Annotated in this window: 13 protein-coding genes, 2 tRNA genes and 3 rRNA genes; 13 read left to right on the top strand and 5 right to left on the bottom strand. The window is 52.6% G+C overall.

Features of this window, described 5'->3' with window-relative positions:
- The first annotated feature begins 590 nt into the window (after window positions 1–590).
- The 5 genes from PAGR_RS20780 (at window position 591) to rrf (ending at window position 5,971) form a co-directional block, all read left to right on the top strand.
- Window positions 591–2,130 (top strand): 16S ribosomal RNA (locus PAGR_RS20780).
- Between the two features lie 73 nt (window positions 2,131–2,203).
- Window positions 2,204–2,280, top strand: a tRNA-Ile gene (locus PAGR_RS20775).
- A 148-nt stretch (window positions 2,281–2,428) separates the two neighbouring features.
- Window positions 2,429–2,504 (top strand) — tRNA-Ala (locus PAGR_RS20770).
- Window positions 2,505–2,739: 235 nt separating this feature from the next.
- Window positions 2,740–5,646, top strand: a 23S ribosomal RNA gene (locus PAGR_RS20765).
- Window positions 5,647–5,855: 209 nt separating this feature from the next.
- A 5S ribosomal RNA gene (rrf, locus tag PAGR_RS20760) occupies window positions 5,856–5,971 on the top strand.
- The 16S, 23S and 5S rRNA genes sit together here with 2 tRNA genes alongside, the layout of an rRNA operon.
- A gap of 373 nt (window positions 5,972–6,344) precedes the next feature.
- On the opposite strand, the gene PAGR_RS20755 is transcribed toward rrf, so the two are convergent.
- On the bottom strand, window positions 6,345–6,560 hold the full coding sequence (locus PAGR_RS20755; protein WP_014606960.1) for a YdgH/BhsA/McbA family protein: 216 nt from the start codon (window positions 6,558–6,560) through the stop codon (window positions 6,345–6,347).
- 622 nt (window positions 6,561–7,182) lie between these two features.
- Between PAGR_RS20755 and PAGR_RS20750 the strand changes: the two genes are divergently transcribed.
- The 6 genes from PAGR_RS20750 to aceK all read left to right on the top strand — a co-directional run bounded on the left by PAGR_RS20750 (window position 7,183) and on the right by aceK (window position 15,077).
- Entirely contained in the window at window positions 7,183–8,229 is a 1,047-nt protein-coding gene (locus PAGR_RS20750) for an ABC transporter substrate-binding protein (protein ID WP_014595041.1), read from the top strand.
- On the top strand, window positions 8,198–8,923 hold the full coding sequence (locus PAGR_RS20745) for a substrate-binding domain-containing protein (RefSeq protein ID WP_014595042.1): 726 nt from the start codon (window positions 8,198–8,200) through the stop codon (window positions 8,921–8,923). Before PAGR_RS20750 ends, PAGR_RS20745 begins: the two co-directional genes overlap by 32 nt.
- Window positions 8,924–9,103: 180 nt before the next feature.
- Window positions 9,104–10,033 (top strand): homoserine O-acetyltransferase MetA, encoded by a 930-nt coding sequence (metA, locus tag PAGR_RS20740; RefSeq protein ID WP_013024132.1) that lies wholly within the window; start codon window positions 9,104–9,106, stop codon window positions 10,031–10,033.
- 262 nt (window positions 10,034–10,295) lie between these two features.
- Window positions 10,296–11,894 (top strand): malate synthase A, encoded by a 1,599-nt coding sequence (gene aceB / locus PAGR_RS20735; protein WP_014595043.1) that lies wholly within the window; start codon window positions 10,296–10,298, stop codon window positions 11,892–11,894.
- Window positions 11,895–11,911: 17 nt separating this feature from the next.
- Window positions 11,912–13,213, top strand: a complete 1,302-nt coding sequence (gene aceA, locus PAGR_RS20730; RefSeq protein ID WP_014606958.1) for an isocitrate lyase — start codon at window positions 11,912–11,914, stop codon at window positions 13,211–13,213.
- Between the two features lie 58 nt (window positions 13,214–13,271).
- Complete coding sequence (aceK, locus tag PAGR_RS20725; RefSeq protein ID WP_014606957.1) at window positions 13,272–15,077, top strand: bifunctional isocitrate dehydrogenase kinase/phosphatase; 1,806 nt, start codon at window positions 13,272–13,274, stop codon at window positions 15,075–15,077.
- Here the strand turns inward: aceK and uxuR are convergent.
- The 3 genes from uxuR to PAGR_RS20710 all read right to left on the bottom strand — a co-directional run bounded on the left by uxuR (window position 15,035) and on the right by PAGR_RS20710 (window position 18,924).
- Entirely contained in the window at window positions 15,035–15,805 is a 771-nt protein-coding gene (gene uxuR, locus PAGR_RS20720; RefSeq protein ID WP_014595046.1) for a Uxu operon transcriptional regulator, read from the bottom strand. The genes aceK and uxuR overlap by 43 nt on opposite strands.
- 206 nt (window positions 15,806–16,011) lie before the next feature.
- Window positions 16,012–17,274 carry a glucuronide uptake porin UidC gene (gene uidC, locus PAGR_RS20715; protein ID WP_014606956.1) on the bottom strand — a complete coding sequence of 421 codons (1,263 nt, stop codon included), beginning with the start codon at window positions 17,272–17,274 and terminating at the stop codon, window positions 16,012–16,014.
- 120 nt (window positions 17,275–17,394) lie between these two features.
- Window positions 17,395–18,924, bottom strand: a complete 1,530-nt coding sequence (locus tag PAGR_RS20710) for an MFS transporter (protein ID WP_013024138.1) — start codon at window positions 18,922–18,924, stop codon at window positions 17,395–17,397.
- A 599-nt stretch (window positions 18,925–19,523) separates the two neighbouring features.
- Between PAGR_RS20710 and PAGR_RS20705 the strand changes: the two genes are divergently transcribed.
- A complete protein-coding gene (locus tag PAGR_RS20705; RefSeq protein WP_014606955.1) occupies window positions 19,524–20,696 on the top strand; it encodes a serine hydrolase domain-containing protein in 1,173 nt (390 codons plus the stop codon).
- Between the two features lie 136 nt (window positions 20,697–20,832).
- Here the strand turns inward: PAGR_RS20705 and iclR are convergent, their stop codons facing one another.
- On the bottom strand, window positions 20,833–21,663 hold the full coding sequence (gene iclR, locus PAGR_RS20700) for a glyoxylate bypass operon transcriptional repressor IclR (RefSeq protein WP_014595049.1): 831 nt from the start codon (window positions 21,661–21,663) through the stop codon (window positions 20,833–20,835).
- Between the two features lie 191 nt (window positions 21,664–21,854).
- Here iclR and metH point away from each other — a divergent pair, with 191 nt between their 5' ends.
- Complete coding sequence (gene metH, locus PAGR_RS20695) at window positions 21,855–25,538, top strand: methionine synthase (protein ID WP_044042591.1); 3,684 nt, start codon at window positions 21,855–21,857, stop codon at window positions 25,536–25,538.
- Window positions 25,539–25,545: the final 7 nt, after the last annotated feature.

Genomic DNA, 25,545 nt, shown 5'->3' with positions numbered 1-25,545 from the left:
CATCAAGCTTGCGTGCTTACTTTTCTCTATATAGAGCAGCAAAAGCGTAAAAACTTCAGGTAACGCCCCGAAAAGGGGCATCCATTGCGTTGCGGGGCATTGTAGCGAAAACGTTTGCGTGATGCTCGTCTAAATTTGATGCGGCCAGGAATGTGGATAACTTTGTGTGTAACTGCGTATAAGGCGGGGTTTTGCTGTGGAATGCAGCGAACAGTCATTTTTATTGAATTTAGCCCTTGTCAGCCAGAGAGAACTCCCTATAATGCGCCTCCATCGACACGGCACAACGGCTTACGGAATGCGGTGTTGAGAGGGTCAGGCAACTGAACCGCCGGAGAAAAACTTCTGAAAAAGAGGTTGACTCTGAAGGAGGAAAGCGTAATATACGCCACCTCGCGACAGACGGTTAACCCGCTGTTCGCACTGCTCTTTAACAATTTATCAGACAATCTGTGTGGGCACTCGCAGGATTGATATCAGCGTCTCCGGACGTAAAAAATATCAAAGCCTCACGAGTGAACACATAATGAAATTCATTATGACGTTTTACAGATGAGCACCGCTGGACTTGTTTCAGCAAATCAAACTTTAAATTGAAGAGTTTGATCATGGCTCAGATTGAACGCTGGCGGCAGGCCTAACACATGCAAGTCGGACGGTAGCACAGAGAGCTTGCTCTCGGGTGACGAGTGGCGGACGGGTGAGTAATGTCTGGGGATCTGCCCGATAGAGGGGGATAACCACTGGAAACGGTGGCTAATACCGCATAACGTCGCAAGACCAAAGAGGGGGACCTTCGGGCCTCTCACTATCGGATGAACCCAGATGGGATTAGCTAGTAGGCGGGGTAACGGCCCACCTAGGCGACGATCCCTAGCTGGTCTGAGAGGATGACCAGCCACACTGGAACTGAGACACGGTCCAGACTCCTACGGGAGGCAGCAGTGGGGAATATTGCACAATGGGCGCAAGCCTGATGCAGCCATGCCGCGTGTATGAAGAAGGCCTTCGGGTTGTAAAGTACTTTCAGCGGGGAGGAAGGCGATGTGGTTAATAACCGCGTCGATTGACGTTACCCGCAGAAGAAGCACCGGCTAACTCCGTGCCAGCAGCCGCGGTAATACGGAGGGTGCAAGCGTTAATCGGAATTACTGGGCGTAAAGCGCACGCAGGCGGTCTGTTAAGTCAGATGTGAAATCCCCGGGCTTAACCTGGGAACTGCATTTGAAACTGGCAGGCTTGAGTCTCGTAGAGGGGGGTAGAATTCCAGGTGTAGCGGTGAAATGCGTAGAGATCTGGAGGAATACCGGTGGCGAAGGCGGCCCCCTGGACGAAGACTGACGCTCAGGTGCGAAAGCGTGGGGAGCAAACAGGATTAGATACCCTGGTAGTCCACGCCGTAAACGATGTCGACTTGGAGGTTGTTCCCTTGAGGAGTGGCTTCCGGAGCTAACGCGTTAAGTCGACCGCCTGGGGAGTACGGCCGCAAGGTTAAAACTCAAATGAATTGACGGGGGCCCGCACAAGCGGTGGAGCATGTGGTTTAATTCGATGCAACGCGAAGAACCTTACCTACTCTTGACATCCACGGAATTTGGCAGAGATGCCTTAGTGCCTTCGGGAACCGTGAGACAGGTGCTGCATGGCTGTCGTCAGCTCGTGTTGTGAAATGTTGGGTTAAGTCCCGCAACGAGCGCAACCCTTATCCTTTGTTGCCAGCGATTCGGTCGGGAACTCAAAGGAGACTGCCGGTGATAAACCGGAGGAAGGTGGGGATGACGTCAAGTCATCATGGCCCTTACGAGTAGGGCTACACACGTGCTACAATGGCGCATACAAAGAGAAGCGACCTCGCGAGAGCAAGCGGACCTCATAAAGTGCGTCGTAGTCCGGATCGGAGTCTGCAACTCGACTCCGTGAAGTCGGAATCGCTAGTAATCGTGGATCAGAATGCCACGGTGAATACGTTCCCGGGCCTTGTACACACCGCCCGTCACACCATGGGAGTGGGTTGCAAAAGAAGTAGGTAGCTTAACCTTCGGGAGGGCGCTTACCACTTTGTGATTCATGACTGGGGTGAAGTCGTAACAAGGTAACCGTAGGGGAACCTGCGGTTGGATCACCTCCTTACCTGAAGATACTTTCCCGCGAAGTGCTCACACAGATTGTCTGATAGAAAGTCACGAGCAGAAAAAACCTCTACAGGCTTGTAGCTCAGGTGGTTAGAGCGCACCCCTGATAAGGGTGAGGTCGGTGGTTCAAGTCCACTCAGGCCTACCAAATTTCTTCTTATGCTGCGTTATGCGCGCGGTCGTTTACAGACGTAAACGTCCCTTCCGCATGCCTTGCCTGAGACGAAATGGCATCCTTCTTGATGAAGGATGTTTACTCGGTTGAGTGGTAGTAGTGGTCTCTGCAGTAACTGTATGGGGCTATAGCTCAGCTGGGAGAGCGCCTGCCTTGCACGCAGGAGGTCAGCGGTTCGATCCCGCTTAGCTCCACCATACTCACTACTGTATTTTTTCTGAAAATACTTCAGAGCGTACCGGCAACGGTGTGCTGCGAAGTATTCTGCTCTTTAACAATCCGGAACAAGCTGAAAATTTGAAACGACGCATTGTCGTGTTCCTCCGTAATAAGGAACACAGTACAACGCGTTCGAGTCTCTCAAAAGCTTACAGCTTACAAGCTAACTGTGAAGCCGTTACGGTAAAACAGATAAACGCCTGTGGGTTGTGAGGTTAAGCGACTAAGCGTACACGGTGGATGCCCTGGCAGTCAGAGGCGATGAAGGGCGTGCTAATCTGCGATAAGCGCCGGTAAGGTGATATGAACCGCTACAACCGGCGATACCCGAATGGGGAAACCCAGTGTGTTCCGACACACTATCATGCAGTGAATACATAGCTGTATGAGGCGAACCGGGGGAACTGAAACATCTAAGTACCCCGAGGAAAAGAAATCAACCGAGATTCCCCCAGTAGCGGCGAGCGAACGGGGAGGAGCCCAGAACCATCACCAGCTTGTGCATCAGTGGAAGCGTCTGGAAAGTCGCAGGGTACAGGGTGATACTCCCGTACACAAAGGTGCACAGGCTGTGAGTTCGATGAGTAAGGCGGGACACGTGGTATCCTGTCTGAATATGGGGGGACCATCCTCCAAGGCTAAATACTCCTGACTGACCGATAGTGAACCAGTACCGTGAGGGAAAGGCGAAAAGAACCCCGGCGAGGGGAGTGAAACAGAACCTGAAACCGTGTACGTACAAGCAGTGGGAGCCTTCTTTATGGGGGTGACTGCGTACCTTTTGTATAATGGGTCAGCGACTTATATTCTGTAGCAAGGTTAACCGTATAGGGGAGCCGCAGGGAAACCGAGTCTTAACTGGGCGTTAAGTTGCAGGGTATAGACCCGAAACCCGGTGATCTAGCCATGGGCAGGTTGAAGGTTGGGTAACACTAACTGGAGGACCGAACCGACTAATGTTGAAAAATTAGCGGATGACCTGTGGCTGGGGGTGAAAGGCCAATCAAACCGGGAGATAGCTGGTTCTCCCCGAAAGCTATTTAGGTAGCGCCTCGTGAACTCATCTCCGGGGGTAGAGCACTGTTTCGGCTAGGGGGCCATCCCGGCTTACCAACCCGATGCAAACTGCGAATACCGGAGAATGTTATCACGGGAGACACACGGCGGGTGCTAACGTCCGTCGTGAAGAGGGAAACAACCCAGACCGCCAGCTAAGGTCCCAAAGTCATGGTTAAGTGGGAAACGATGTGGGAAGGCCCAGACAGCCAGGATGTTGGCTTAGAAGCAGCCATCATTTAAAGAAAGCGTAATAGCTCACTGGTCGAGTCGGCCTGCGCGGAAGATGTAACGGGGCTAAACCATGCACCGAAGCTGCGGCAGCGACACTATGTGTTGTTGGGTAGGGGAGCGTTCTGTAAGCCGTCGAAGGTGTGCTGTGAGGCATGCTGGAGGTATCAGAAGTGCGAATGCTGACATAAGTAACGATAAACAAGGTGAAAAACCTTGTCGCCGGAAGACCAAGGGTTCCTGTTCAACGTTAATCGGAGCAGGGTGAGTCGACCCCTAAGGCGAGGCCGAAAGGCGTAGTCGATGGGAAACAGGTTAATATTCCTGTACTTGGTGTTACTGCGAAGGGGGGACGGAGAAGGCTATATCAGCCGGGCGACGGTTGTCCCGGTTTAAGCGTGTAGGTGTGTGTTCCAGGCAAATCCGGTTCACTTTACACTGAGGCGTGACGACGAGGCACTACGGTGCTGAAGTGATAAATGCCCTGCTTCCAGGAAAAGCCTCTAAGCATCAGGTAACACAAAATCGTACCCCAAACCGACACAGGTGGTCAGGTAGAGAATACCAAGGCGCTTGAGAGAACTCGGGTGAAGGAACTAGGCAAAATGGTGCTGTAACTTCGGGAGAAGGCACGCTGGCGCGTAGGTGAAGGGACTTGCTCCCGGAGCTGAAGCCAGTCGAAGATACCAGCTGGCTGCAACTGTTTATTAAAAACACAGCACTGTGCAAACACGAAAGTGGACGTATACGGTGTGACGCCTGCCCGGTGCCGGAAGGTTAATTGATGGGGTTATCCGCAAGGAGAAGCTCTTGATCGAAGCCCCGGTAAACGGCGGCCGTAACTATAACGGTCCTAAGGTAGCGAAATTCCTTGTCGGGTAAGTTCCGACCTGCACGAATGGCGTAATGATGGCCAGGCTGTCTCCACCCGAGACTCAGTGAAATTGAAATCGCTGTGAAGATGCAGTGTACCCGCGGCAAGACGGAAAGACCCCGTGAACCTTTACTACAGCTTGACACTGAACACTGAGCCTTGATGTGTAGGATAGGTGGGAGGCTTTGAAGCGTGGACGCCAGTCTGCGTGGAGCCGGCCTTGAAATACCACCCTTTAATGTTTGGTGTTCTAACGTAGGCCCGTAATCCGGGCTGCGGACAGTGTCTGGTGGGTAGTTTGACTGGGGCGGTCTCCTCCCAAAGCGTAACGGAGGAGCACGAAGGTTGGCTAATCCTGGTCGGACATCAGGAGGTTAGTGCAATGGCATAAGCCAGCTTGACTGCGAGAGTGACGGCTCGAGCAGGTGCGAAAGCAGGTCATAGTGATCCGGTGGTTCTGAATGGAAGGGCCATCGCTCAACGGATAAAAGGTACTCCGGGGATAACAGGCTGATACCGCCCAAGAGTTCATATCGACGGCGGTGTTTGGCACCTCGATGTCGGCTCATCACATCCTGGGGCTGAAGTAGGTCCCAAGGGTACGGCTGTTCGCCGTTTAAAGTGGTACGCGAGCTGGGTTTAGAACGTCGTGAGACAGTTCGGTCCCTATCTGCCGTGGGCGCTGGAGAATTGAGGGGGGTTGCTCCTAGTACGAGAGGACCGGAGTGAACGCACCGCTGGTGTCCGGGTTGTCACGCCAGTGGCACTGCCCGGTAGCTAAGTGCGGAAAAGATAAGTGCTGAAAGCATCTAAGCACGAAACTTGCCCCGAGATGAGTTCTCCCTGAGCCTTTAAGGCTCCTGAAGGGACGTTGAAGACGACGACGTTGATAGGCCGGGTGTGTAAGCGCAGCGATGCGTTGAGCTTACCGGTACTAATGACCCGTGAGGCTTAACCTTACAACGCCAGAGGCGTTTTGGTTGAGAGACGATTTAAATTTTCAGCATTGTTTACCGGATAAAGAATCTGCGGAAACGAAAGATTTTGCGGCGTGACAGGGCGCAGCGCGAAGACATCAGCGGGAGCATACTGAAGTATGTGACCGGTGTGGCTGAGCGATGGCAACGCGGTCACGATGTAAAAGATTCGTTTCGGCACAAAGAATTTGCCTGGCGGCTGTAGCGCGGTGGTCCCACCTGACCCCATGCCGAACTCAGAAGTGAAACGCCGTAGCGCCGATGGTAGTGTGGGGTCTCCCCATGCGAGAGTAGGGAACTGCCAGGCATCAAACAAGTGAAGAAGCCCTGAACTGACGTTCAGGGCTTTTTTACGTCTGCGATCTGGCAGATAACCCCTCATCTCTGCGCCGTTCCGGACCGGACGCATCCCTTTACCGGCGTTTAGCGGGCAACGGTGAACCAGCAGCAAGGCACTGGTGCAGTGGCGGAGCGACGTAAAACACAGGCACGTCATCTTGTACACGGCAGACAGGCTGTTATCAGTAGGCATCTTTGAAAACGCCTTAAAATCGTTGAAGATCGCCTGGTTGAGTTGGATAAGATGGGCAGCATTAATTAAAGACAAAAAAAGACCAGCTATTTTAAAAACGCGGAATGCGTTTAAAAACAGCCGGTCACGTGCTTTTTTAGCGCCGATATTATTTATATAATTCAGCGGTTACGTGGGCATAATTATTGGTGTCTGCACTGATAACTCTAAAATGATCGCCTTGTTGTTTCGCCTGTCTGGCAATTTTAGAGACCGCGCCATCCAGTGTTAATGAGGTGGCAGAGACGGTTTGTGCAAAACAACCGAAAGACATCAATGAAAATGCCACGGCAGCAGCAGCTGACGTTACTTTATTGATTTTCATAATATTACCCCTTTATTTCAGTTGATGAAGGAGTCTGTCTGGCTCCGTTAAAATTAAACTAGCAGAGTATGTGCAGTTTAAAATTAACGCCCTGTGCTCTAATTAATATCAACCTGCTAGCATTATTTTCAGTATGTAAAAGAGAATATCAGCAGGTTAAATCTGTAGGGATTTAATACTGGAATAATATAACTATACACTGGAATATCTTTCAGCCTGATTGTTTACAGCGCATAGTGAGATGCACTTTCCAGTTATGCCCGCTGACCAGGTCGTAATCTAAAAAACCGTCAAGTCGTCCGCACAGTGATTTATCTGACCTTCGCCTGTACAGCCTGAACACGTTCACAAAGCCCTGTCCACCTGGGCGAAGCTGTATCCCGCTGTCAGCTGTCAACATGATTCCGTTAAAGGCCAGTTCCGCAGCCTTGATGGTTTTAGCGCATCCGTTCTCTTTTTACCTTTCTGGTGTTTCGGTGACGCCGATTCGGAAACAGGATAAAGGAGCACAGCAGCGGTCAGGTATGCGCATCAAGAGGCTACCTTGCGACAGATAAGCGCTATATAATCTCTTGCATTACGCTTCGGGGAAACCTTATTGAATACAACATTAAAGCGCCTGATGCTTGCAGGCATAGTGACGCTTACCGCCTTAAACAGTTACGCCAGCCGTGTTGTGACCGATCAAATTGGCCGCACCGTTACGATTCCAGATCGGGTTGATCGTGTGGTCGTGCTTCAGCATCAAACGCTGAATCTCCTGGTGCAGTTAAACGCGACAGATAAAATCGTAGGGATTCTCGCTAACTGGAAGCAGCAGCTAGGGGACAATTACGCGACGCTGGTACCTGAACTGACGCATAAAGCGCTGCTGGGTGATTTGACCCACGTGGATTTGGAAAAGCTGGTTGCGCTGCATCCACAGGTGGTATTTGTCACTAACTATGCGCCAAAAGAGATGATTGACCAAATCTCTGCATTGGGTATTCCGGTCCTGGCAATTTCATTGCGCCATGACGACGCCGGACAGCAGGGTGAGATCAACCCCAATATGCAAAACGAAGATCAGGCGTACGACCTGGGTATAAAAGAGGGGATTACGCTGATTGGGGAAGTCGTCAACAGGCAGCAACAGGCCAAAGCGTTAATCTCAGCGGCATTCGCCGGTCGTCAGATCGTCACCGACCGTCTCAAAAATATCCCCGAGCAGCAGCGTGTTCGCGCCTATATGGCTAATCCCGATCTGACCACCTACGGAGCGGGTAAATATACCGGCCTGATGATGGCGCATGCCGGTGCCCTTAACGTGGCGGCCTCGTCGATTCAGGGATTCAGGCAGGTCAGCATGGAGCAGGTTGTCGTATGGAACCCACAGGTCATCTTCGTTCAGGACCGCTATCCACAGGTGGTAAAGGAGATTCAACAGAATCCCCTTTGGCGAACCATTGATGCAGTGAAACATCACCGGGTATGGCTGATGCCTGAGTATGCCAAGGCATGGGGCTATCCCATGCCGGAGGCCATAGGGTTAGGCGAACTGTGGATGGCGAAAAAACTCTACCCAGATAAATTCCGCGACATCGATATGCAGCAGCAGGCTAATCGCTGGTATCAACGGTTCTACCGGACGTCATACCATGAGAAATCTACAGATTCTGGCAGCAGGTAGCCTGCGTGACGTGTGGAAGATGCTCATGACCGCCTTCCATGCCGAATCCGGCTTAACAGCAAATACTCAGTATGGGCCGGCCGGCCTGCTGCGTCAGCGCATTGAACAGGGTGAAATATGCGACCTGTTTGTGTCGGCTAACCTACAGCATCCAGAAAAGCTGCGCCAACAAGGCCTGGCAGATCATACCGGCCATTTTACAAATAACAGGCTTTGCCTGACGGCTAAACGTGATTGCGTCATTGAACAGGATGACTGGCTGTCGCTATTACTCCGTGAGGATTTGCGGCTGGGAACCTCAACGCCGCTTTGCGATCCCTCAGGTGATTACACCCTGCAGTTGTTTGACCATATCGAACAGCGCCATCCCGGTTGTGGCGATGCACTCAGGCAAAGAGCGATCGCGATGGTTGGCGGACCAGACAGCTTGCCTGTGCCTGCGGGTGACCTGGCGGCGCAGTGGATTATCAATGCAGGCCATGCTGAGCTGTTTATCGGCTACGCCAGCTATGCGCCTCGCCTGGCTCGTTTTTCCCAGCTTCGGGTTTTTAACATTCCTTCCACTTACAATGTCCAGGCTCGATACGGCTGGGCCACGCTGTCCGCCGCTGCCAGGCCGCTCGCGGCATTCCTGAGTTCCGATACCGCGCAACAAATTTTACGCCAGTACGGTTTTCTGTCCCTCAGCCAGTGACAGAACAGGCTTTCAATTTCTTTTCCGCAGGGGCGCGCTTAGCGAGATGTCACATCTCTGCCCCGCGCCTTGAAACTTTTTCACCTGTTGATATGCAGACTCGACATTTAGCCTTTAACTGGTTATCTTTGGCTGTCTGGATGTCTAAACGTATATATGGTTACTAGAGGTGATTAAGCTATGCCAATCAGGGTCCCCGACGAATTACCGGCAGTGAATTTTTTACGTAACGAAAACGTCTTTGTGATGACGTCGTCACGTGCCAGTGTTCAGGAGATCCGTCCGCTTAAAGTGCTGGTTCTTAATCTCATGCCCAAGAAGATTGAGACGGAAAACCAGTTTCTGCGCTTACTCTCCAACTCACCGCTGCAGATCGATATCCAGCTACTGCGCATCGACAGCCGGGAGTCGCGGAATACACCCAGCGATCATCTCAACAACTTCTACTGCAATTTTAACGATATTCAGCACGATAACTACGATGGCTTAATCGTGACAGGTGCGCCGCTGGGCCTGGTTGAATTTAACGATGTGGCTTACTGGCCGCAGATAAAACAGGTGCTGGAGTGGGCGAAAGATCATGTTACCTCAACGCTGTTTGTCTGTTGGGCCGTCCAGGCGGCATTAAACATTTTATATGGCATTCCTAAACAGACCCGGCAGACTAAACTGGCGGGCGTCTTTGAGCATCAGATACTGCATCCCCATTCCTTACTGACGCGGGGATTCGACGATAATTTCCTCGCTCCCCATTCACGTTACGCTGATTTCCCGACGCAGCTCATCACGGATTATACCGATCTGGAATTATTTGCTGAATCGGAACAAACCGGCGCGTATCTGATGGCGAGCAAAGACAAAAGGCTGGCGTTTGTGACCGGGCATCCGGAGTACGATGCACTGACGCTGGCGGGAGAGTTTCAACGCGACTATGAAGCCGGGCTGAATCCTGAAGTACCCTATAACTATTTCCCACAGGATAATCCGCAGCTTACACCGCGCGCCACCTGGCGTAGCCATGGAAACCTGCTGTTTTCAAACTGGCTGAATTATTACGTCTACCAGATTACGCCGTTTGATCTGCGCCATATGAATCCCACGCTGGAATAATCCTTTTTTAGCGACAACTGAACCGTGTTAGCCGCTGGCAGCACGGTTTTTTTTCGTCTGTAAAACGTGAGTGAAAAGTATTACCTGTTAAACAATAAAATAAATCATTTATTAATCATGATGATAAGTTGTTTTTTTATTGAAAATGGAAATAGTTTTTGATTTTAAAATTAAAATGAATATGCTCTGATCCTGTAGCTCAATAATTACCCTATCTGTGGATCATCCATGTTGATCCGCCTGTAAACAGGAGAGAGCAGACATGACAGACTCGGTTATCAACAGTGAATTACTTTTCAGTAAACCCTTTAGCGATGCGGAAAAGCAGTTGCTTACTCCCGACGCCATCGCTTTTCTGCAGGAACTGGTGACGCGTTTTGCACCCCAGCGTGAGAGATTGTTAGCCGCACGTCAGGTCCGGCAAAAAGAGTACGATTCCGGCGGGTTACCTGACTTTGATATGGAAACGGTTTCCATAAGAGAGCGAGCGTGGACGATCCGTGGTATTCCGGCCGATTTACAGGATCGTCGCGTTGAGATCACCGGTCCGCCCGATCGCAAAATGGTGATTAACGCCTTGAATGCTAACGTAAAGGTGTTTATGGCCGACTTTGAGGACTCGCTGGCACCTTGCTGGGAAAAACTCATTGACGGACAGCAAACCTTACGGGAAGCCGTGGCGGGAACGCTGCGCTATACCAGCGAGAACGGAAAAATCTATCAGCTACGGGCCGATCCTGCGGTATTGATGTGCCGGGTACGTGGACTGCATCTGTCTGAAAAACATGTTAGCTGGCAGGGCAATGCGATTCCCGGTGGTCTGTTTGATTTTGCTCTCTACTTTTTTCATAACGCGGAAGCCTTACTGGCAAAAGGCAGTGGCCCCTATTTTTATCTGCCTAAAACTGAGAGCTGGCAGGAAGTTGCGTGGTGGCGGGATATCTTTAGCTTTGCCGAGGATCGTTTTGATCTGGCTCGCGGCACCATAAAAGCCACCGTATTGATCGAAACGCTACCGGCGGTATTCCAGATGAACGAGATCCTGTGGAATCTGCGGGATCATATCGTGGGGCTGAACTGCGGCCGCTGGGATTATATTTTCAGCTATATCAAAACGCTGCGCGAACATGCCGATCGGATTCTGCCCGACCGGCAGTCTGTAACCATGGCTCAGCCCTTTCTGGATGCTTACTCACGACTGCTGATCCAAACCTGCCATCGCCGCGGTGCTTTTGCCATGGGCGGGATGTCAGCACTGATACCCAGCAAGGACAGCGCGCGCAATGAATGGGTGCTGCAGCGCGTCACTGAAGATAAACAGCGTGAAGCCAACAACGGACATGACGGTACCTGGATAGCGCATCCCGGCCTGGCAGACACTGCGATGTCAGTCTTCAACCAGGTACTGGGTGAACGCCCCAATCAGCTCAACATTCTGCGGCAGGATGACAGCCCTATAACGGCAGAGCAGCTTCTGGCACCCTGCGAAGGCGATCGAACGGAAGCGGGCATGCGCGCCAATATTCGGGTGGCGTTGCAGTATCTGGAAGCCTGGATTAGCGGCAATGGCTGTGTCCCCATCGATGGCCTGATGGAAGATGCCGCAACTGCAGAAATTGCCCGGACTTCAATCTGGCAATGGATCCGCCATCAGAAATCTCTGCTCGATGGACAGCCGGTCACGGCCGCGCTCTTCCAGCAGCTGCTGAACGATGAGCTGCAAACGCTACAGATGCATCTGGGCGATAAGACATTCAGTTCAGGTCGTTATGAGGAAGCGGCGCGCCTGATGGCGCAGATCACAACTCAGGACGAACTGGTTTCCTTTCTGACTCTGCCAGGCTACCGCCTGCTTCCCTGACTTAAGGAGCCGTTGCCATGACACGTACTCAACATATTCAGCAACTCGAAAAACAGTGGCAGGACGCGCGCTGGCAGGGCATTACCCGCCCGTACAGCGCAGAGGAAGTGATTAACCTGCGGGGCTCTGTTGTGCCGGCCTGTACTCTGGCAGAGCGGGGGGCGGTGAAGCTCTGGTCGCTGCTCAATGGCGACGCCAAAAAAGGCTATATCAACAGTCTGGGAGCATTAACGGGCGGTCAGGCTCTGCAACAGGCAAAGGCCGGTATAGAAGCGATCTACCTGTCTGGCTGGCAGGTCGCTGCTGATGCCAACGTAGCAGGGCAAATGTATCCGGATCAGTCGCTTTATCCGGTCAACTCCGTGCCTGAGGTGGTCACCCGTATTAATCAGACATTCCAGCGCGCCGATCAGATTCAGTGGGCTAACGGCACAGAACCGGGAGACAGCCGCTATATCGACTATTTTCTGCCCATTGTTGCCGATGCAGAAGCGGGCTTTGGTGGCGTGCTGAATGCGTTTGAACTGATGAAGTCATTGATCAGCGCAGGCGCGGCGGCCGTGCACTTTGAAGATCAACTGGCGGCGGTGAAGAAATGCGGTCATATGGGCGGTAAGGTGCTGGTGCCAACCCAGGAGGCGATACAGAAGCTGGTGGCGGCGCGTCTGGCTGCCGATGTCATGGGCGTACCCACGATCCTGCTGGCGCGGACCGATGCGGATGCTGCAGACCTGATCACGTCTGACTGTGACGAATACGACCGCCCATTTATACGCGGCGAACGCACGGCGGAAGGTTTTTTCCGCACCAACGCCGGCATTGAGCAGGCAATCAGCCGTGGACTGGCTTACGCCCCTTACGCCGATGTCCTTTGGTGTGAAACCTCCACCCCGGATTTGGCCATGGCCCAGCGTTTTGCCGATGCGATTCACGCCCGCTATCCAGGCAAGCTGCTGGCTTACAACTGTTCGCCTTCGTTTAACTGGAAAAAGAATCTGGATGACAAAACCATTGCGGCCTTCCAGCAGGCGCTCAGTGACATGGGCTATCGCTTTCAGTTCATTACGCTGGCGGGCATCCACAGCATGTGGTTCAACATGTTCGATCTTGCGCACGCTTACGCTCAGGGCGAAGGTATGCGCCACTATGTGGAAAAAGTTCAGCAGCCGGAGTTTGCTGCGCGCGAACGGGGTTACAGCTTTTCATCGCATCAGCAGGAGGTCGGAACAGGCTATTTCGATCAGGTGACCAACACGATTCAGGGCGGCAAGTCATCGGTGACGGCCCTGACAGGGTCCACCGAGGAGCATCAGTTTTGAGTTGAGTCTGTGTCTTTCCCGCCCGGCATCTGCGGGCGGGCTTTTTCAGGAGTGAATCATGCCGCCACGCGAATCACTGATTGCTCACACCATTCTGCAGGGTTTTGACGCGCAGTATGGTCGTTTTCTCGACATTACCGCAGGCGCACAACAGCGTTTTGAACAGGCCGAATGGCAGGCGGTACAGCAGGCGATGAAGGCGCGTATTCATCTTTACGATCATCACGTGGCATTAGTCGCCGATCAACTGCGCGTGCTGAACGGGGCGGCACACTGGGACGATGACTTTTGGCTGACGATTAAAAGCCATTACGAAACCCTGTTGCCCGGCTATCCGCGCTACGAAATTGCCGAGAGCTTCTTTAATTCGGTGTACTGCCGGTTGCATGGCCATAATGCACTGCAGCCGAAACGCCTGTTTATTTTCAGCTCTCAGCCAGCCTCAACGCAAACTTCCCCTGCGCGCCCTCTGGCGCGGACCTATCTACCACATCAGGGCTGGCAAGCGCTGTTCCATCAGGTACTGCGCGACCTGCCTTTAACGCTGCCATGGCAGGATCGGGCGCGCGATGAAGCGTGGATTCACCGCCATTTGCGCGAGCAGTTTTCCGCCGCCCAGTTGGAGCAGGGCTGGCTGGACGTGTGCAGTGAGCTGTTTTTTCGCAACAAAACCGCCTGGATTGTTGCCCGGCTGCACCTGCCCGACGGCATATTTCCCTGTCTGTTGCCGATTCAGCGCAGCGATAAGGGCGAACTGTGGATTGATACCTGCCTCACGGACGTCAATGACGCGAGCATCGTGTTTGGCTTTGCCCGCGCTTATTTCATGGTCTATGCGCCGCTGCCGGCGGCGCTGGTGGCCTGGCTCAAGCCTGTATTGCCGGGTAAAACCCTGGCAGAGCGCTATATGGCTATCGGCTGTCAAAAACATGGCAAAACGGAAAGCTATCGGGAATATCTCCAGGCGCTGGCGCAAACCGACGCCGCGTTTGAGATTGCACCGGGTATTCGTGGCATGGTGATGCTGGTGTTCACATTACCGGGCTTTGATCGGGTATTTAAAGTCATCAAAGATCGGTTTGCACCGCAAAAAGAGGTCACCGAAATGCAGGTCAGGGCCTGTTATCAGCAGGTCAAAGAGCACGACCGTGTGGGGCGCATGGCCGATACACAGGCTTTTGAACAGTTTGCGTTGCCGCTCGCGCGTATCGCTCCCGCGCTACTGGAGGAATTTCAACACACGATTGCCGGAAAGATACGTATTGAGGGCGATCGCCTTATCATCAGCCACCTCTGGCTGGAACGTCGGATGCAGCCCCTGAATCTTTACCTGGCGCAGGCCAGTGAAAACCAGCGCCAGCACGCCATTGAAGAGTATGGCAATGCGATCAAACAGTTGGCTGCCGCCAACATCTTTCCCGGCGACATGCTGTTTAAAAACTTTGGCATCACCCGACACGGGCGCGTCGTGTTTTATGATTACGATGAAATCCGCCCTATGCAGGAACTCAATTTTCGTGAGGTTCCTCAGGCGCGATATGAAGAAGATGAGCTCAGTGCGGAGCCCTGGTACAGCGTGGGGCCGGATGACGTATTTCCTGAAACCTTCCGCTATGCATTATGCAGCGAGCCTGCCACAGGCGCGCTACTGCAACAGCGGCATCCGGAAATTTTTGAGGCTAGCTGGTGGCGTGCACAACAGCAGCGCATCGCTCAGGGGCATATTGAGGACGTGATCGCCTGGCAGCATGCCCAGCGTTTCTGCATCCGTTACGGCAGCACGTTGACGACGTCGTCACGTGTGCCTGCTACTGCAGGCATTCAGCCGTCCGTTTTTGCCAGCGGCCATGAATCAAACAGATAACCATCGAAATCAAGGTCATCAACATTGGAAAACTCCAGCAGGCGCTGTTTCACGTTTTCAAGATGTTGCCACATCGCCAGCTTTGCAGCGCGTGCGTCCTTCTTGATGAGTGCAGCAAGAATCTGTCGGTGATCGATCAACCATGCTTTACGATAAAGCGTATCGCCCAGGTGACTGTGCAACTGAATCCACATAGGGTTATTTTCACGCCATTGCCATGACTGGCGAAACAGTTCGACCAGCATGCTGTTGTGCGTTGCTTCGGCAATGGCAAGATGAAAATGCATGTCACCGCTCTCTGAGTTTTCCAGCGAGCAGCTTGCCAGTTCGCGCTCTTCTAACAGCAGGGCCTGACGCATTTTGACGATATCTTCTCGCGTGGCCTGAAGCGCGGCGAATTCGGCGATATTACTTTCCAGTAGCTGTCGTGCCTGAAGCTGTTCAAACGGGCCGGCATCGTTGCAAAAATGCGTGTTCACTTCTTCAATACGTAATGGATTTTTGTGCTCCACCACATAAATACCAGCACCGCGTCTGACTTCGATTAGCCCTTCAATTTCCAGCATAATCAACGCCTCGCGAACCACGGTGCGGCTGACGTCGAGCATGTCAGCAATTTCACGTTCTGGCGGCAAACGCTGACCCGAGCGGTAAGGCGTCTCCAGAATCAGTTGCCGGATTTTTATACCCACTTGCTGATAGGGCCGCTGCTGAGAGACAGACCTCATAATTATGCTCCCGTCAGATACCGTTCCGGCGAAAACTATATCACCCAACGGGTAAGGTAACAGGGTTTTGCGCACGTTAAGATAAACTGGTTGACCAGATGAAAAGGGGATTTATCCCTTATTTAACAATTAATTGCGGTTTTTATTAAAAGTGACATCATACGATGCCACTTTTGAAACACCTGTGCGACGTAATGGATGCGTCGTTACTTCAACATAAAATCGTATTGCACGCCGGTTTTCACATCCCAGTAATAAAGTTTATCGCCCAGCGCGCTGCCGGGCCGTTTCTCTCTGGCACGGTCAGCAGCCACGTACATATTCAGTCCTTTGAATGGCCCATCGGTAACGTTATACATCACCGCTCCCATGAGTCCGAGCCCGTTAATTTTAGTATTACGCTGCTTGTCTTCGTAACCTCTGGTGATAACTGGCCCCAGCATGACACCGACGTTTTGATTAAAGAAATACTGCCCGCCAAACTGCGCGGATAACATGTTTTCCTTGTTGCGGTCGATGCTCAGGGAGTCGGGATAGCCAATATCGGTGTAGACAATGCGCCCATCGATATCATGGGTCAGTTTGCCCACGGCGCCAAACAATCTTGCCTTATCAAAAGAGTAAGTTAAGCGTCCGGAAATTAAGGCGGTCTCGTGATGGTAACTAAGAGGCTTACTCATCCCTTCTACCTGACCATAAAATCCCATAAGCTCCCACTTCAGTGTATGGTCGTTGGAAAAGGTATGCGTTTTTTCAAAAATGCTCTGCACCTGGGTTGAGACATCTTGCTGATAAGACGCCCCCAACGAATAGCGTGACGACGCATCGTGCCATGATCCCACCAAATAGCCGCGTCCCCGGCGGGGATGGTACTTACCTGTTGCGCTGTCAATCACCCCTTCATCACGCACGCCGGTTGCCGAATCGACATAGTAGAAGGCGCGTTTACGCCACATTGACCAGAATTCCAGGTTTTCTGTTGCCTCAAAACGGGCCAGGACGCCTTCAGAAATCGTCTGTATCGTGCGGGACGAATTATCGGCGATCAGTGGAATGCGGTAGGGGAGACTGCCGTAACCATAGTCGGTACCAAACCGCCCAATGGTTAAGTAGAGATTATCGGTGGGTTTAAGCTTGACCGCGCCGACTGCCACGCCAAAGCTATCGTGCCCATCCAGATAGTAGCGGGTGCTCCAGCCGTCTTTCGCCCCCAGTTTGTATACGTAATAGGCACCCGCGCTGATACCAATAAAGTCAGAATAGTAGCGGGTGTTCACATCAATGAGCCCGCCTTGTACCCAGGCGTAGATATCACGCCCGGTACCTGCACTCGGCTTGTCTGCTCGTCGAAAATCATTCTTTAAACGAATTCTTAAACTGTCTTCATTATCATTAATGGCTGCGGCGTACAGCAGCGAGGGACACAGCAGCAAAGCGATGGCCATGCAGCGAAAAAAACGTGTGTTCATAAAGGAATCCCTGGCGTATTAAGTATTTTCATTACGTTCAGGCGCAGGCAGAACGGGCTGCTATCCGATGGGATCAGCCATGCGTAACGTGCAACCCACTCAAGAACTGGCCTGGTTGAATTAAGGGCGTGCGTTATTATCCTGCTGCCACACCTGTTCATAGTCGTAGCCGGTCAGGGCCTTCACCACGACTTTGGTTTCGGGTGTACAGTCGGCTTTATTCCCGCCGGCCTTAAGACGATCAATTTCTTTCACCAGAACCCGATGCGTTTCACGGGTCAGTTTAAATTTGAAGGTCATATATAAGCTGATGAGTAATAAACCACCGGAGCCAAAGACCAGCAGACCAGTAATTGCATTCAGCGCACTTTCTGGCTGAATTAACTGCCCTTTGACGAAATGACTGTGCTCCAGTACGGCACCGACTATCATAATTGCGACGGCCACGGTACTTTTGCGCATCAGCGTCATCACGCCAGCAAAGACGCCTTCACGCCGTTGACGTGTGACCATTTCATCCACATCAGGAATAAAGCTGTAAATATTCCAGGGAATAAAATAAAGCCCTGCGCGGCCAAAACCTAACAGAACAAATACCAGCGTGGTGAGCCACCAGGAAGACACAGCGCTATGGCCGATATACATCAAAATGAGATAACCGAGTACAGCAAAAATACACAGATAAGAAATACGCATGGCCAGGGCGGGCCTGATATTCAGCTTGTCCAGCATAAACATGAAAAGCAGCGTCGCGGGAATGGATACGGAGGTGGCAATCGAAAGATAGGCTGATGCGTTTGCCGCATCCAGGCTCAGGCCATATACGACGAAATAAACAAACACCGCTATGAAAATATCCAGCGCCGTAAATGATGAAATATAGATAATCAAGTGCTGTCTGAATATTTTGATTTTGAAGGTGGTGGCCAGTTCGATAAACATATTTTTCAGGTGGGATATCAGTCCAATACTTGGCCCGGCGTTAAGTCGCTCAAACTCTTCGGGATTCATGTCTTTCGATTCCCAGGTACAGGACCAGGTAATCAGCACCACAATAAAAAACAGGCATGAAAACAGGATACCGGTGTAGGTGAATGTCAGGGCAGAGTCCTGACCAAAATACTGGATCATAACGCCCGGTACTGAGGCGGTGAGGAAGGTGCCCACCTGAGAAAACGTCAGGCGGATTGCCGCCATACGGGTTCTCTCGCCAAAATCGTTGGTCATCTCTGCCGCCAGGGTTTCCCAGGGCACTAACACCATCGCCACCAGTAACTCTACCGCGAGATAGGTTCCAAGATAGTACCAGTAGCTCATGTCGCTGACCCAGACCAGCGCATAGATAAACATCAGCGGGGCGCTGATGAGCAGAAAGAAGCGGCGTCGGCCAAAACGTTTACCGAGGCGGGTGCTGCCAAACTTATCGGTGATATAGCCCATTATCGGGCTGAGAATAGCGTCAATGATGCGGGCGATAGCAAAAATGGAGCTCGCCTCGAGCATCGAAAGACCACAAAATGTCGTATAGAAAAAAAGCAACCAAGTCCCAATTAGCGCCATGGAGCCACCGCCAAAAATATCGGTAATGCCATAGCCTATTGCGGTGCCCGTGCCCACCTTCCTGCGTGGCGGTATTGTTGTTGTCATCATAATGTTCCCTTGATTAATTCAGCGTAACGGTCAGAAAACATCTTCAGGTTGTTATGCGATCGTGAAGATGAAGAGAATTTTTTTTTAGTTAATTTGTAATAGGAGAAAACGGTTAAATTGAATCGACGCTTTGTTTAAATAATGTTCCTCCTTTTGTTTTTTATTGTTGGTTGGTTTTAATGTTTAAAATAAGTGGGTTGATTCCCGTTCTGATGTTTAATGTCAAATGAACTTTATTTTGGTTAACCAGTGTTGACGGTGGTTAAGTCAACACAGTGAAGGCTATGTTGATTATCTGTCAGTGTATTTTTTGCTTGTAGTGCGAATGCATGGTAATCAGTCTGCTCTTTTAAAAAAAAGAGGTCGATCACAAATCCCCTGGATGTCCATAAGTTAGACTCAAAGTCAACTTTTGGTTGACCAGTTAAATGAATGGGATGTTTTATTATGTGAGAAGGATGTTATTTGATGTGGGTCTTGTTTGGGGTTTTTGTTAAATAAGGTGGTGGGTAATATATAAAATATATTCTTCTTGTAATGTATAAAAGTAATGAAAATAACGCTTTTTATTTTTTTTGAAATTATTCAAGGAATCGATAATGATTTATTTTACATCAGGACGTGTTCCATCCTCTGCAAAACTTGAAGCCGCTATGGATGCGGTTATCGATCAGGCGATTGATGCACAGCGCATTGTCGGTTGTACGGTGATGGTAGCCCAAGCCGGCGAATTAATGTATCAGCGAGCGGCGGGTCTGGCTGACAGAGAGCAGAAGAAAGGCATGGCGCTGGATGCGATTTTCCGCCTTGCCTCGCTGACCAAACCCATCGTGAGCCTGACGGCAATGCGCCTGATCGAACAAGGGTACATGACGCTGGATGACGACATTACGCGCTGGCTTCCCGATTTCCGTCCCTGCCTGGAAGAGGGGAAACCTGCAACCATCCTGGTACGACATCTCCTGAGTCACATGTCAGGTTTACGTTACCGTTATTCCGCGCCGGCTGATTCCCTTTATCACACCCTGAACGTGTCTGATGGGATCGACTATCAACCGGGATTATCCATCGAAGAGAATCTACAACGCCTGGCAGGCACTCCGCTGCAGTTTGAACCGGGAAGCGGCTGGCGTTATTCCCTGGGCATTGATGTTTTGGGCGAAATCATGGTGCGGGCAACCGGTAAGCGTCTGCCGGATCTGGTAAGTCATGCGGTCACGGAACCGCTCGGGATGAAAGATACGCTGTTTACCGTCAGGGATGAGGCGCGTTTAACCACGGTGTACACCGATGACAGCCCGGTGCCCACGGCGATAGGCGAGAATCAACGAATACCTTTTGGTGAGGGCGCAGCCATTTTCTGTCCTGACCGTATTCTCAAACCCGATGCCTGGCCGTGCGCCGGCGGGGGAATGGCAGGGACGGCCCCCGATTTCATGCAATTGCTGGAAACGATCCGCCGGCAGGGCGCGCCGCTGATTACGCGCGACAGCTTTGACTATATGACGCAGGAACACGTTGCCGCGAAATATGCCACGCAGGGACCGGGATGGGGATTTGGTGTGGGCTGGGCACTGCTTGCCGATCCCGATGCGGCCGGGTCGCCTCAGTCAGCGGGCACGCTGTCGTGGAGCGGCGCTTACGGCCATACCTGGTTTGTTGATCGCCAAAAAGAACTCTGTGTACTAGCCATGACAAACACGACGCCGGAAGGGGTAAACGGTCAGTTCCCCGTGATGTTGCGCGATGCCGTATATAGCGGTCTTGCGTAATGGATTGTTGGACTGACGGCGGGCGCCCCCTTTTAGGGCGGCGCTGGCCAGTCCACAGGCTGTTTCTTATAAAGGCTGCGGTTGAGAAAGCATGAAGGGCGCGCTGGCGTTATCGGGTGAGGCGGGCGGCATTTCTTTAACGGCCACTGTACGCCAGGGTGACCTGACGGGCTTCGCGGATGACCAGCGCGCCCAGTTCGGTGATGCGGTCGTCCGTCATGCGGGCAATAGGCCCAGAGATGGAAAGCGCCGCAAATGGCTCGCCGTGCTCATCGTAAATGGGGGCCGCCACACAACGCAAACCGAGCGCATGTTCTTCGTCATCGAAAGAAAATCCCCGAGTCCGGATCTGTGCCAGATTGGTTTTCAGACTCTGAGGTGACATCAGCGTATTGGGCGTGTAGTAATGCAGGCCTTTCTGATGCAGCAGAGCGGTGACCTGCTCGTCGCTGAGATGCGCCAGAAAAGCTTTACCTGCGCCCGATGCATGCATTGGCAGTTTGCCGCCGATCGGTGCAGACATGCGCATCAGTTGCGTACACTGTACCTGATCGATAATCACCGCCTGAAAATCGCTGAGGTCCAGCACCGCCAGATTGACCGTTTCACCCGAGTTTTCCATCAGCGTACGTAGCACCGGGTGGACCAGCGCCAGCAGGTTCCGGCTCTGTAAAAAACTGCTGCCAACCACAAACGCATGTGCCCCCATGGTCCAGTAGCCTAAATCGCCTTCCTGGCGCACAAACCCCTGCTGCTGCATAGTGGTCAGCAAGCGATGTGTTGTGGAGTTAGGCAACCCGGCCTGCTGCGCGAGTTCGGTAAGCGCGACGCTGCCATGTGAATTAGCGATCAACTCCAGCAGCGTTAACCCACGGGTCAGTGACTGAACCTGACCGCCTGCGGGCGCTGAGGGGGCAGGGGTGCCACGGGGTTTTTTTCCGCGTTTCGCGGCGACGGGCGTTGCCATTCTGTTTCTCCTTTTCACATAGTGGAAACCATTTTCGTTTTAATCTGCCTGAATGCAAACGCTGACGTGCTGGTCAGACCTGATAATCACTTCCCTGAAAATCTCCGCTAAGGTTACTTTGAGGCATCATGACCTTATGCAAGAATGACTGGCTGGTATTTCACCAGCGCATTGACGTGGATGAGATAACCGTGAGCAATCTAACCGACGCGCTGCATCAGCAACTTGCCCACCGCATTATGGTATTAGATGGTGGAATGGGCACCATGATCCAGAGCTATAAACTGGACGAACACGATTTTCGTGGCAGCCGTTTTGCTGACTGGCCCTGCGATCTCAAAGGCAATAACGATCTGCTGGTGCTAAGCAAACCAGAGGTGATCCGCGAGATCCATGATGCGTATCTGGCCGCCGGTGCGGATATTCTCGAAACCAATACCTTTAATGCCACCTCCATTGCGATGGCGGATTACCAGATGGAAGCCCTGTCGGCAGAGATTAACTTCGCGGCCGCGAAGCTGGCGCGTACCTGCGCAGATGCGTGGACGGCAAAAACGCCAGATAAACCGCGCTATGTCGCGGGCGTACTGGGCCCCACCAACCGCACCTGCTCGATCTCACCCGATGTTAACGATCCGGCGTTCCGTAATATCACCTTCAATCAGTTGGTGGACGCCTATCGTGAGTCCACCCGGGCGCTGGTGGAAGGCGGTTGCCACATCATCATGATTGAAACGGTATTCGATACGCTCAACGCCAAAGCGGCTGTCTTTGCGGTGAAAGCAGAGATGGAAGCCCTTGGCGTGGCGCTGCCGTTGATGATCTCCGGCACCATCACCGATGCTTCAGGCCGCACGCTTTCCGGACAAACTACCGAAGCCTTTTATAATTCGTTGCGCCATGCAGAACCCTTATCCTTTGGTCTGAACTGCGCACTGGGGCCGGATGAACTACGTCAGTATGTCGCTGAACTGTCACGCATCGCCGAAGGCTATGTCACTGCCCATCCCAATGCCGGTTTGCCCAACGCCTTCGGCGAATACGATCTCGATGCAGAGGTGATGGCGCAGCAGATTGGGGAATGGGCCAACGCCGGCTTTCTGAACATTGTTGGCGGTTGCTGCGGCACCACGCCACAGCACATCGCTGCCATGGCGGCGGCCGTGGAAGGCGTTGCGCCACGTCAGCGCCCCAAACTGCCCGTTGCCTGCCGTCTTTCGGGTCTTGAACCGCTGAATATCAGTGCAGAATCGTTATTTGTGAACGTGGGAGAACGCACCAACATTACCGGCTCTGCTAAATTTAAGCGCCTGATTAAAGAAGATAAATATCATGAGGCGCTGGAAGTCGCGTTACAACAGGTTGAGAGCGGTGCCCAGATTATTGATATCAATATGGATGAGGGAATGCTGGACGCGGAAGCCGCGATGGTGCGTTTCCTCAACCTGATTGCGGGTGAGCCCGATATTGCCCGCGTGCCCATTATGATCGACTCCTCGAAATGGGAGGTTATTGAGAAAGGGCTGCAGTGTATTCAGGGAAAAGGCATCGTCAACTCCGTCTCAATGAAAGAAGGTGAGGCCGTATTTATCCACCATGCCCGCCTTGTCCGCCGCTACGGGGCAGCCATGGTGGTGATGGCCTTTGATGAGGTGGGGCAGGCCGATACGCGTGAGCGGAAGATTGAGATCTGTCGCCGCGCCTACCAGATCCTGACGCAACAGGTGGGTTTTCCGCCTGAGGACATCATTTTCGATCCCAATATTTTTGCCGTTGCGACCGGTATCGACGAACACAACAACTACGCGATGGATTTTATTGGGGCCTGCGAAGACATTAAACGTGAACTGCCCCATGCGATGATCTCGGGTGGCGTATCTAACGTCTCGTTCTCGTTCCGGGGCAACGATCCGGTTCGTGAGGCGATTCACGCGGTGTTTCTCTATTACGCCATCCGTAACGGTATGGACATGGGAATCGTGAACGCCGGGCAGTTGGCCATTTATGACGACCTGTCTGACGAACTGCGTGAGTCCGTTGAGGACGTGATCCTTAACCGGCGCGCCGACGGCACTGAGCGATTACTGGCGCTGGCGGAAAAATACCGCCGCAATAAAAGCGACAGTGCGGATGAAAAGCAGCAGGCTGAATGGCGCGGCTGGGACGTGGTGAAACGGCTGGAATACTCACTGGTAAAAGGCATCACCGAGTTTATTGAACAGGACACGGAAGAAGCCCGTCAGCAGGCCGCGCGCCCGATAGACGTGATTGAAGGGCCGCTGATGTCCGGCATGAATGTGGTGGGGGATCTGTTTGGTGAAGGCAAAATGTTCCTGCCGCAGGTCGTGAAATCGGCCCGCGTGATGAAACAGGCCGTCGCCTGGCTTGAACCCTACATTCAGGCCAGTAAAGAAGCCGGACGCAGTAACGGTAAGGTGGTGCTGGCAACGGTCAAAGGCGACGTCCACGACATTGGCAAAAACATTGTTGGCGTGGTCCTGCAGTGCAATAACTATGAGATTATCGACCTCGGCGTGATGGTGCCGGGCGAGAAAATCCTCAAGACCGCGCGCGAAGTGAAGGCTGACATCATTGGTCTTTCTGGGCTCATCACGCCGTCGCTGGATGAAATGGTCAACATGGCGAAAGAGATGGAGCGTCAGGGATTTACGCTGCCGCTGTTGATTGGCGGCGCCACCACGTCTAAAGCCCATACCGCTGTGAAAATCGAACAGCACTACAGCGGGCCCACCGTTTATGTGCAAAACGCCTCGCGCACGGTGGGTGTCGTGTCATCCCTGCTATCGGATACGCTCAGGGATGACTTCGTTGCGCGCATCCGCAAAGAATATGAAACCGTGCGTATTCAGCATGCGCGTAAAAAACCGCGCACGCCGCCGGTGTCACTCAGCGCTGCGCGCGACAACGCGACGAAGATTGACTGGGACAGCTATACACCGCCCGTAGCGAAGCACGTCGGTGTCAGGCGCGTTGACGCGGGCATTGACGTGCTGCGCAATTACATCGACTGGACGCCCTTTTTTATGACCTGGTCGCTGGCTGGCAAATACCCGCGCATCCTGGAGGATGAGGTCGTGGGCGATGAAGCGAAACGACTGTTTGCCGATGCTAACGCGATGCTGGATAAGCTGAGTGACGAAAAAGCGCTGACGCCACGCGGCGTGGTCGGCCTGTTCCCGGCTAATCGCGTGGGCGACGATATTCATATCTTTGCGGATGAGCAGCGCGATACGCTGCTGAACATCAGCCATCATCTGCGGCAGCAAACGGAAAAAACTGACTTTGCCAACTACTGTCTGGCCGATTTTGTGGCGCCGAAAAGCAGCGGTAAAGCTGATTATATCGGGGCTTTTGCCGTTACGGGCGGGCTGGAAGAAGATGCGCTGGCCGAGGCTTACGATAAGCAGCAGGACGACTACAACAAGATTATGGTCAAAGCTATTGCGGACCGCTTAGCTGAAGCCTTCGCCGAATATCTGCACGAACAGGTACGCAAAACGATTTGGGGTTTTGCTCCCGATGAGCACCTCAGTAATGAGGCGCTCATCCGCGAAAATTATCAGGGCATTCGCCCGGCGCCGGGCTATCCGGCCTGTCCGGAACACACCGAGAAAGCCACTATCTGGGCGCTGCTGGATGTGGAAACGCACGTGGGTATGAAACTCACGGAGTCTTTTGCCATGTGGCCGGGCGCCTCGGTATCAGGCTGGTACTTCAGCCACCCTGACAGCCGCTACTTCGCCGTGGCGCAGATTCAGCGCGATCAGGTTGAGGACTATGCGGCGCGTAAGCGCATGTCGGTAAGCGAAGTGGAGCGCTGGCTGGCCCCCAATCTGGGTTACGACGCCGACTAAAAAAACA

This window comes from Pantoea ananatis PA13 (assembly GCF_000233595.1).
Taxonomy (GTDB): domain Bacteria; phylum Pseudomonadota; class Gammaproteobacteria; order Enterobacterales; family Enterobacteriaceae; genus Pantoea; species Pantoea ananatis.
The sequence above is the reverse complement of the archived record's forward strand: the minus strand, read 5'-3'. Positions and strand labels throughout refer to the sequence as shown.

Bases quoted from the DNA above. Each gene is read 5' to 3' on its own strand.
- PAGR_RS20710 (WP_013024138.1), bottom strand. From the start codon at position 18,924: ATGATGACAACAACAATACCGCCACGCAGGAAGGTGGGCACGGGCACC.
- aceA (WP_014606958.1), top strand. From the start codon at position 11,912: ATGACACGTACTCAACATATTCAGCAACTCGAAAAACAGTGGCAGGAC.
- PAGR_RS20755 (WP_014606960.1), bottom strand. From the start codon at position 6,560: ATGAAAATCAATAAAGTAACGTCAGCTGCTGCTGCCGTGGCATTTTCA.
- metA (WP_013024132.1), top strand. From the start codon at position 9,104: ATGCCAATCAGGGTCCCCGACGAATTACCGGCAGTGAATTTTTTACGT.
- aceK (WP_014606957.1), top strand. From the start codon at position 13,272: ATGCCGCCACGCGAATCACTGATTGCTCACACCATTCTGCAGGGTTTT.
- PAGR_RS20750 (WP_014595041.1), top strand. From the start codon at position 7,183: ATGCTTGCAGGCATAGTGACGCTTACCGCCTTAAACAGTTACGCCAGC.
- uidC (WP_014606956.1), bottom strand. From the start codon at position 17,274: ATGAACACACGTTTTTTTCGCTGCATGGCCATCGCTTTGCTGCTGTGT.
- PAGR_RS20705 (WP_014606955.1), top strand. From the start codon at position 19,524: ATGATTTATTTTACATCAGGACGTGTTCCATCCTCTGCAAAACTTGAA.
- aceB (WP_014595043.1), top strand. From the start codon at position 10,296: ATGACAGACTCGGTTATCAACAGTGAATTACTTTTCAGTAAACCCTTT.
- uxuR (WP_014595046.1), bottom strand. From the start codon at position 15,805: ATGAGGTCTGTCTCTCAGCAGCGGCCCTATCAGCAAGTGGGTATAAAA.
- PAGR_RS20745 (WP_014595042.1), top strand. From the start codon at position 8,198: ATGAGAAATCTACAGATTCTGGCAGCAGGTAGCCTGCGTGACGTGTGG.
- iclR (WP_014595049.1), bottom strand. From the start codon at position 21,663: ATGGCAACGCCCGTCGCCGCGAAACGCGGAAAAAAACCCCGTGGCACC.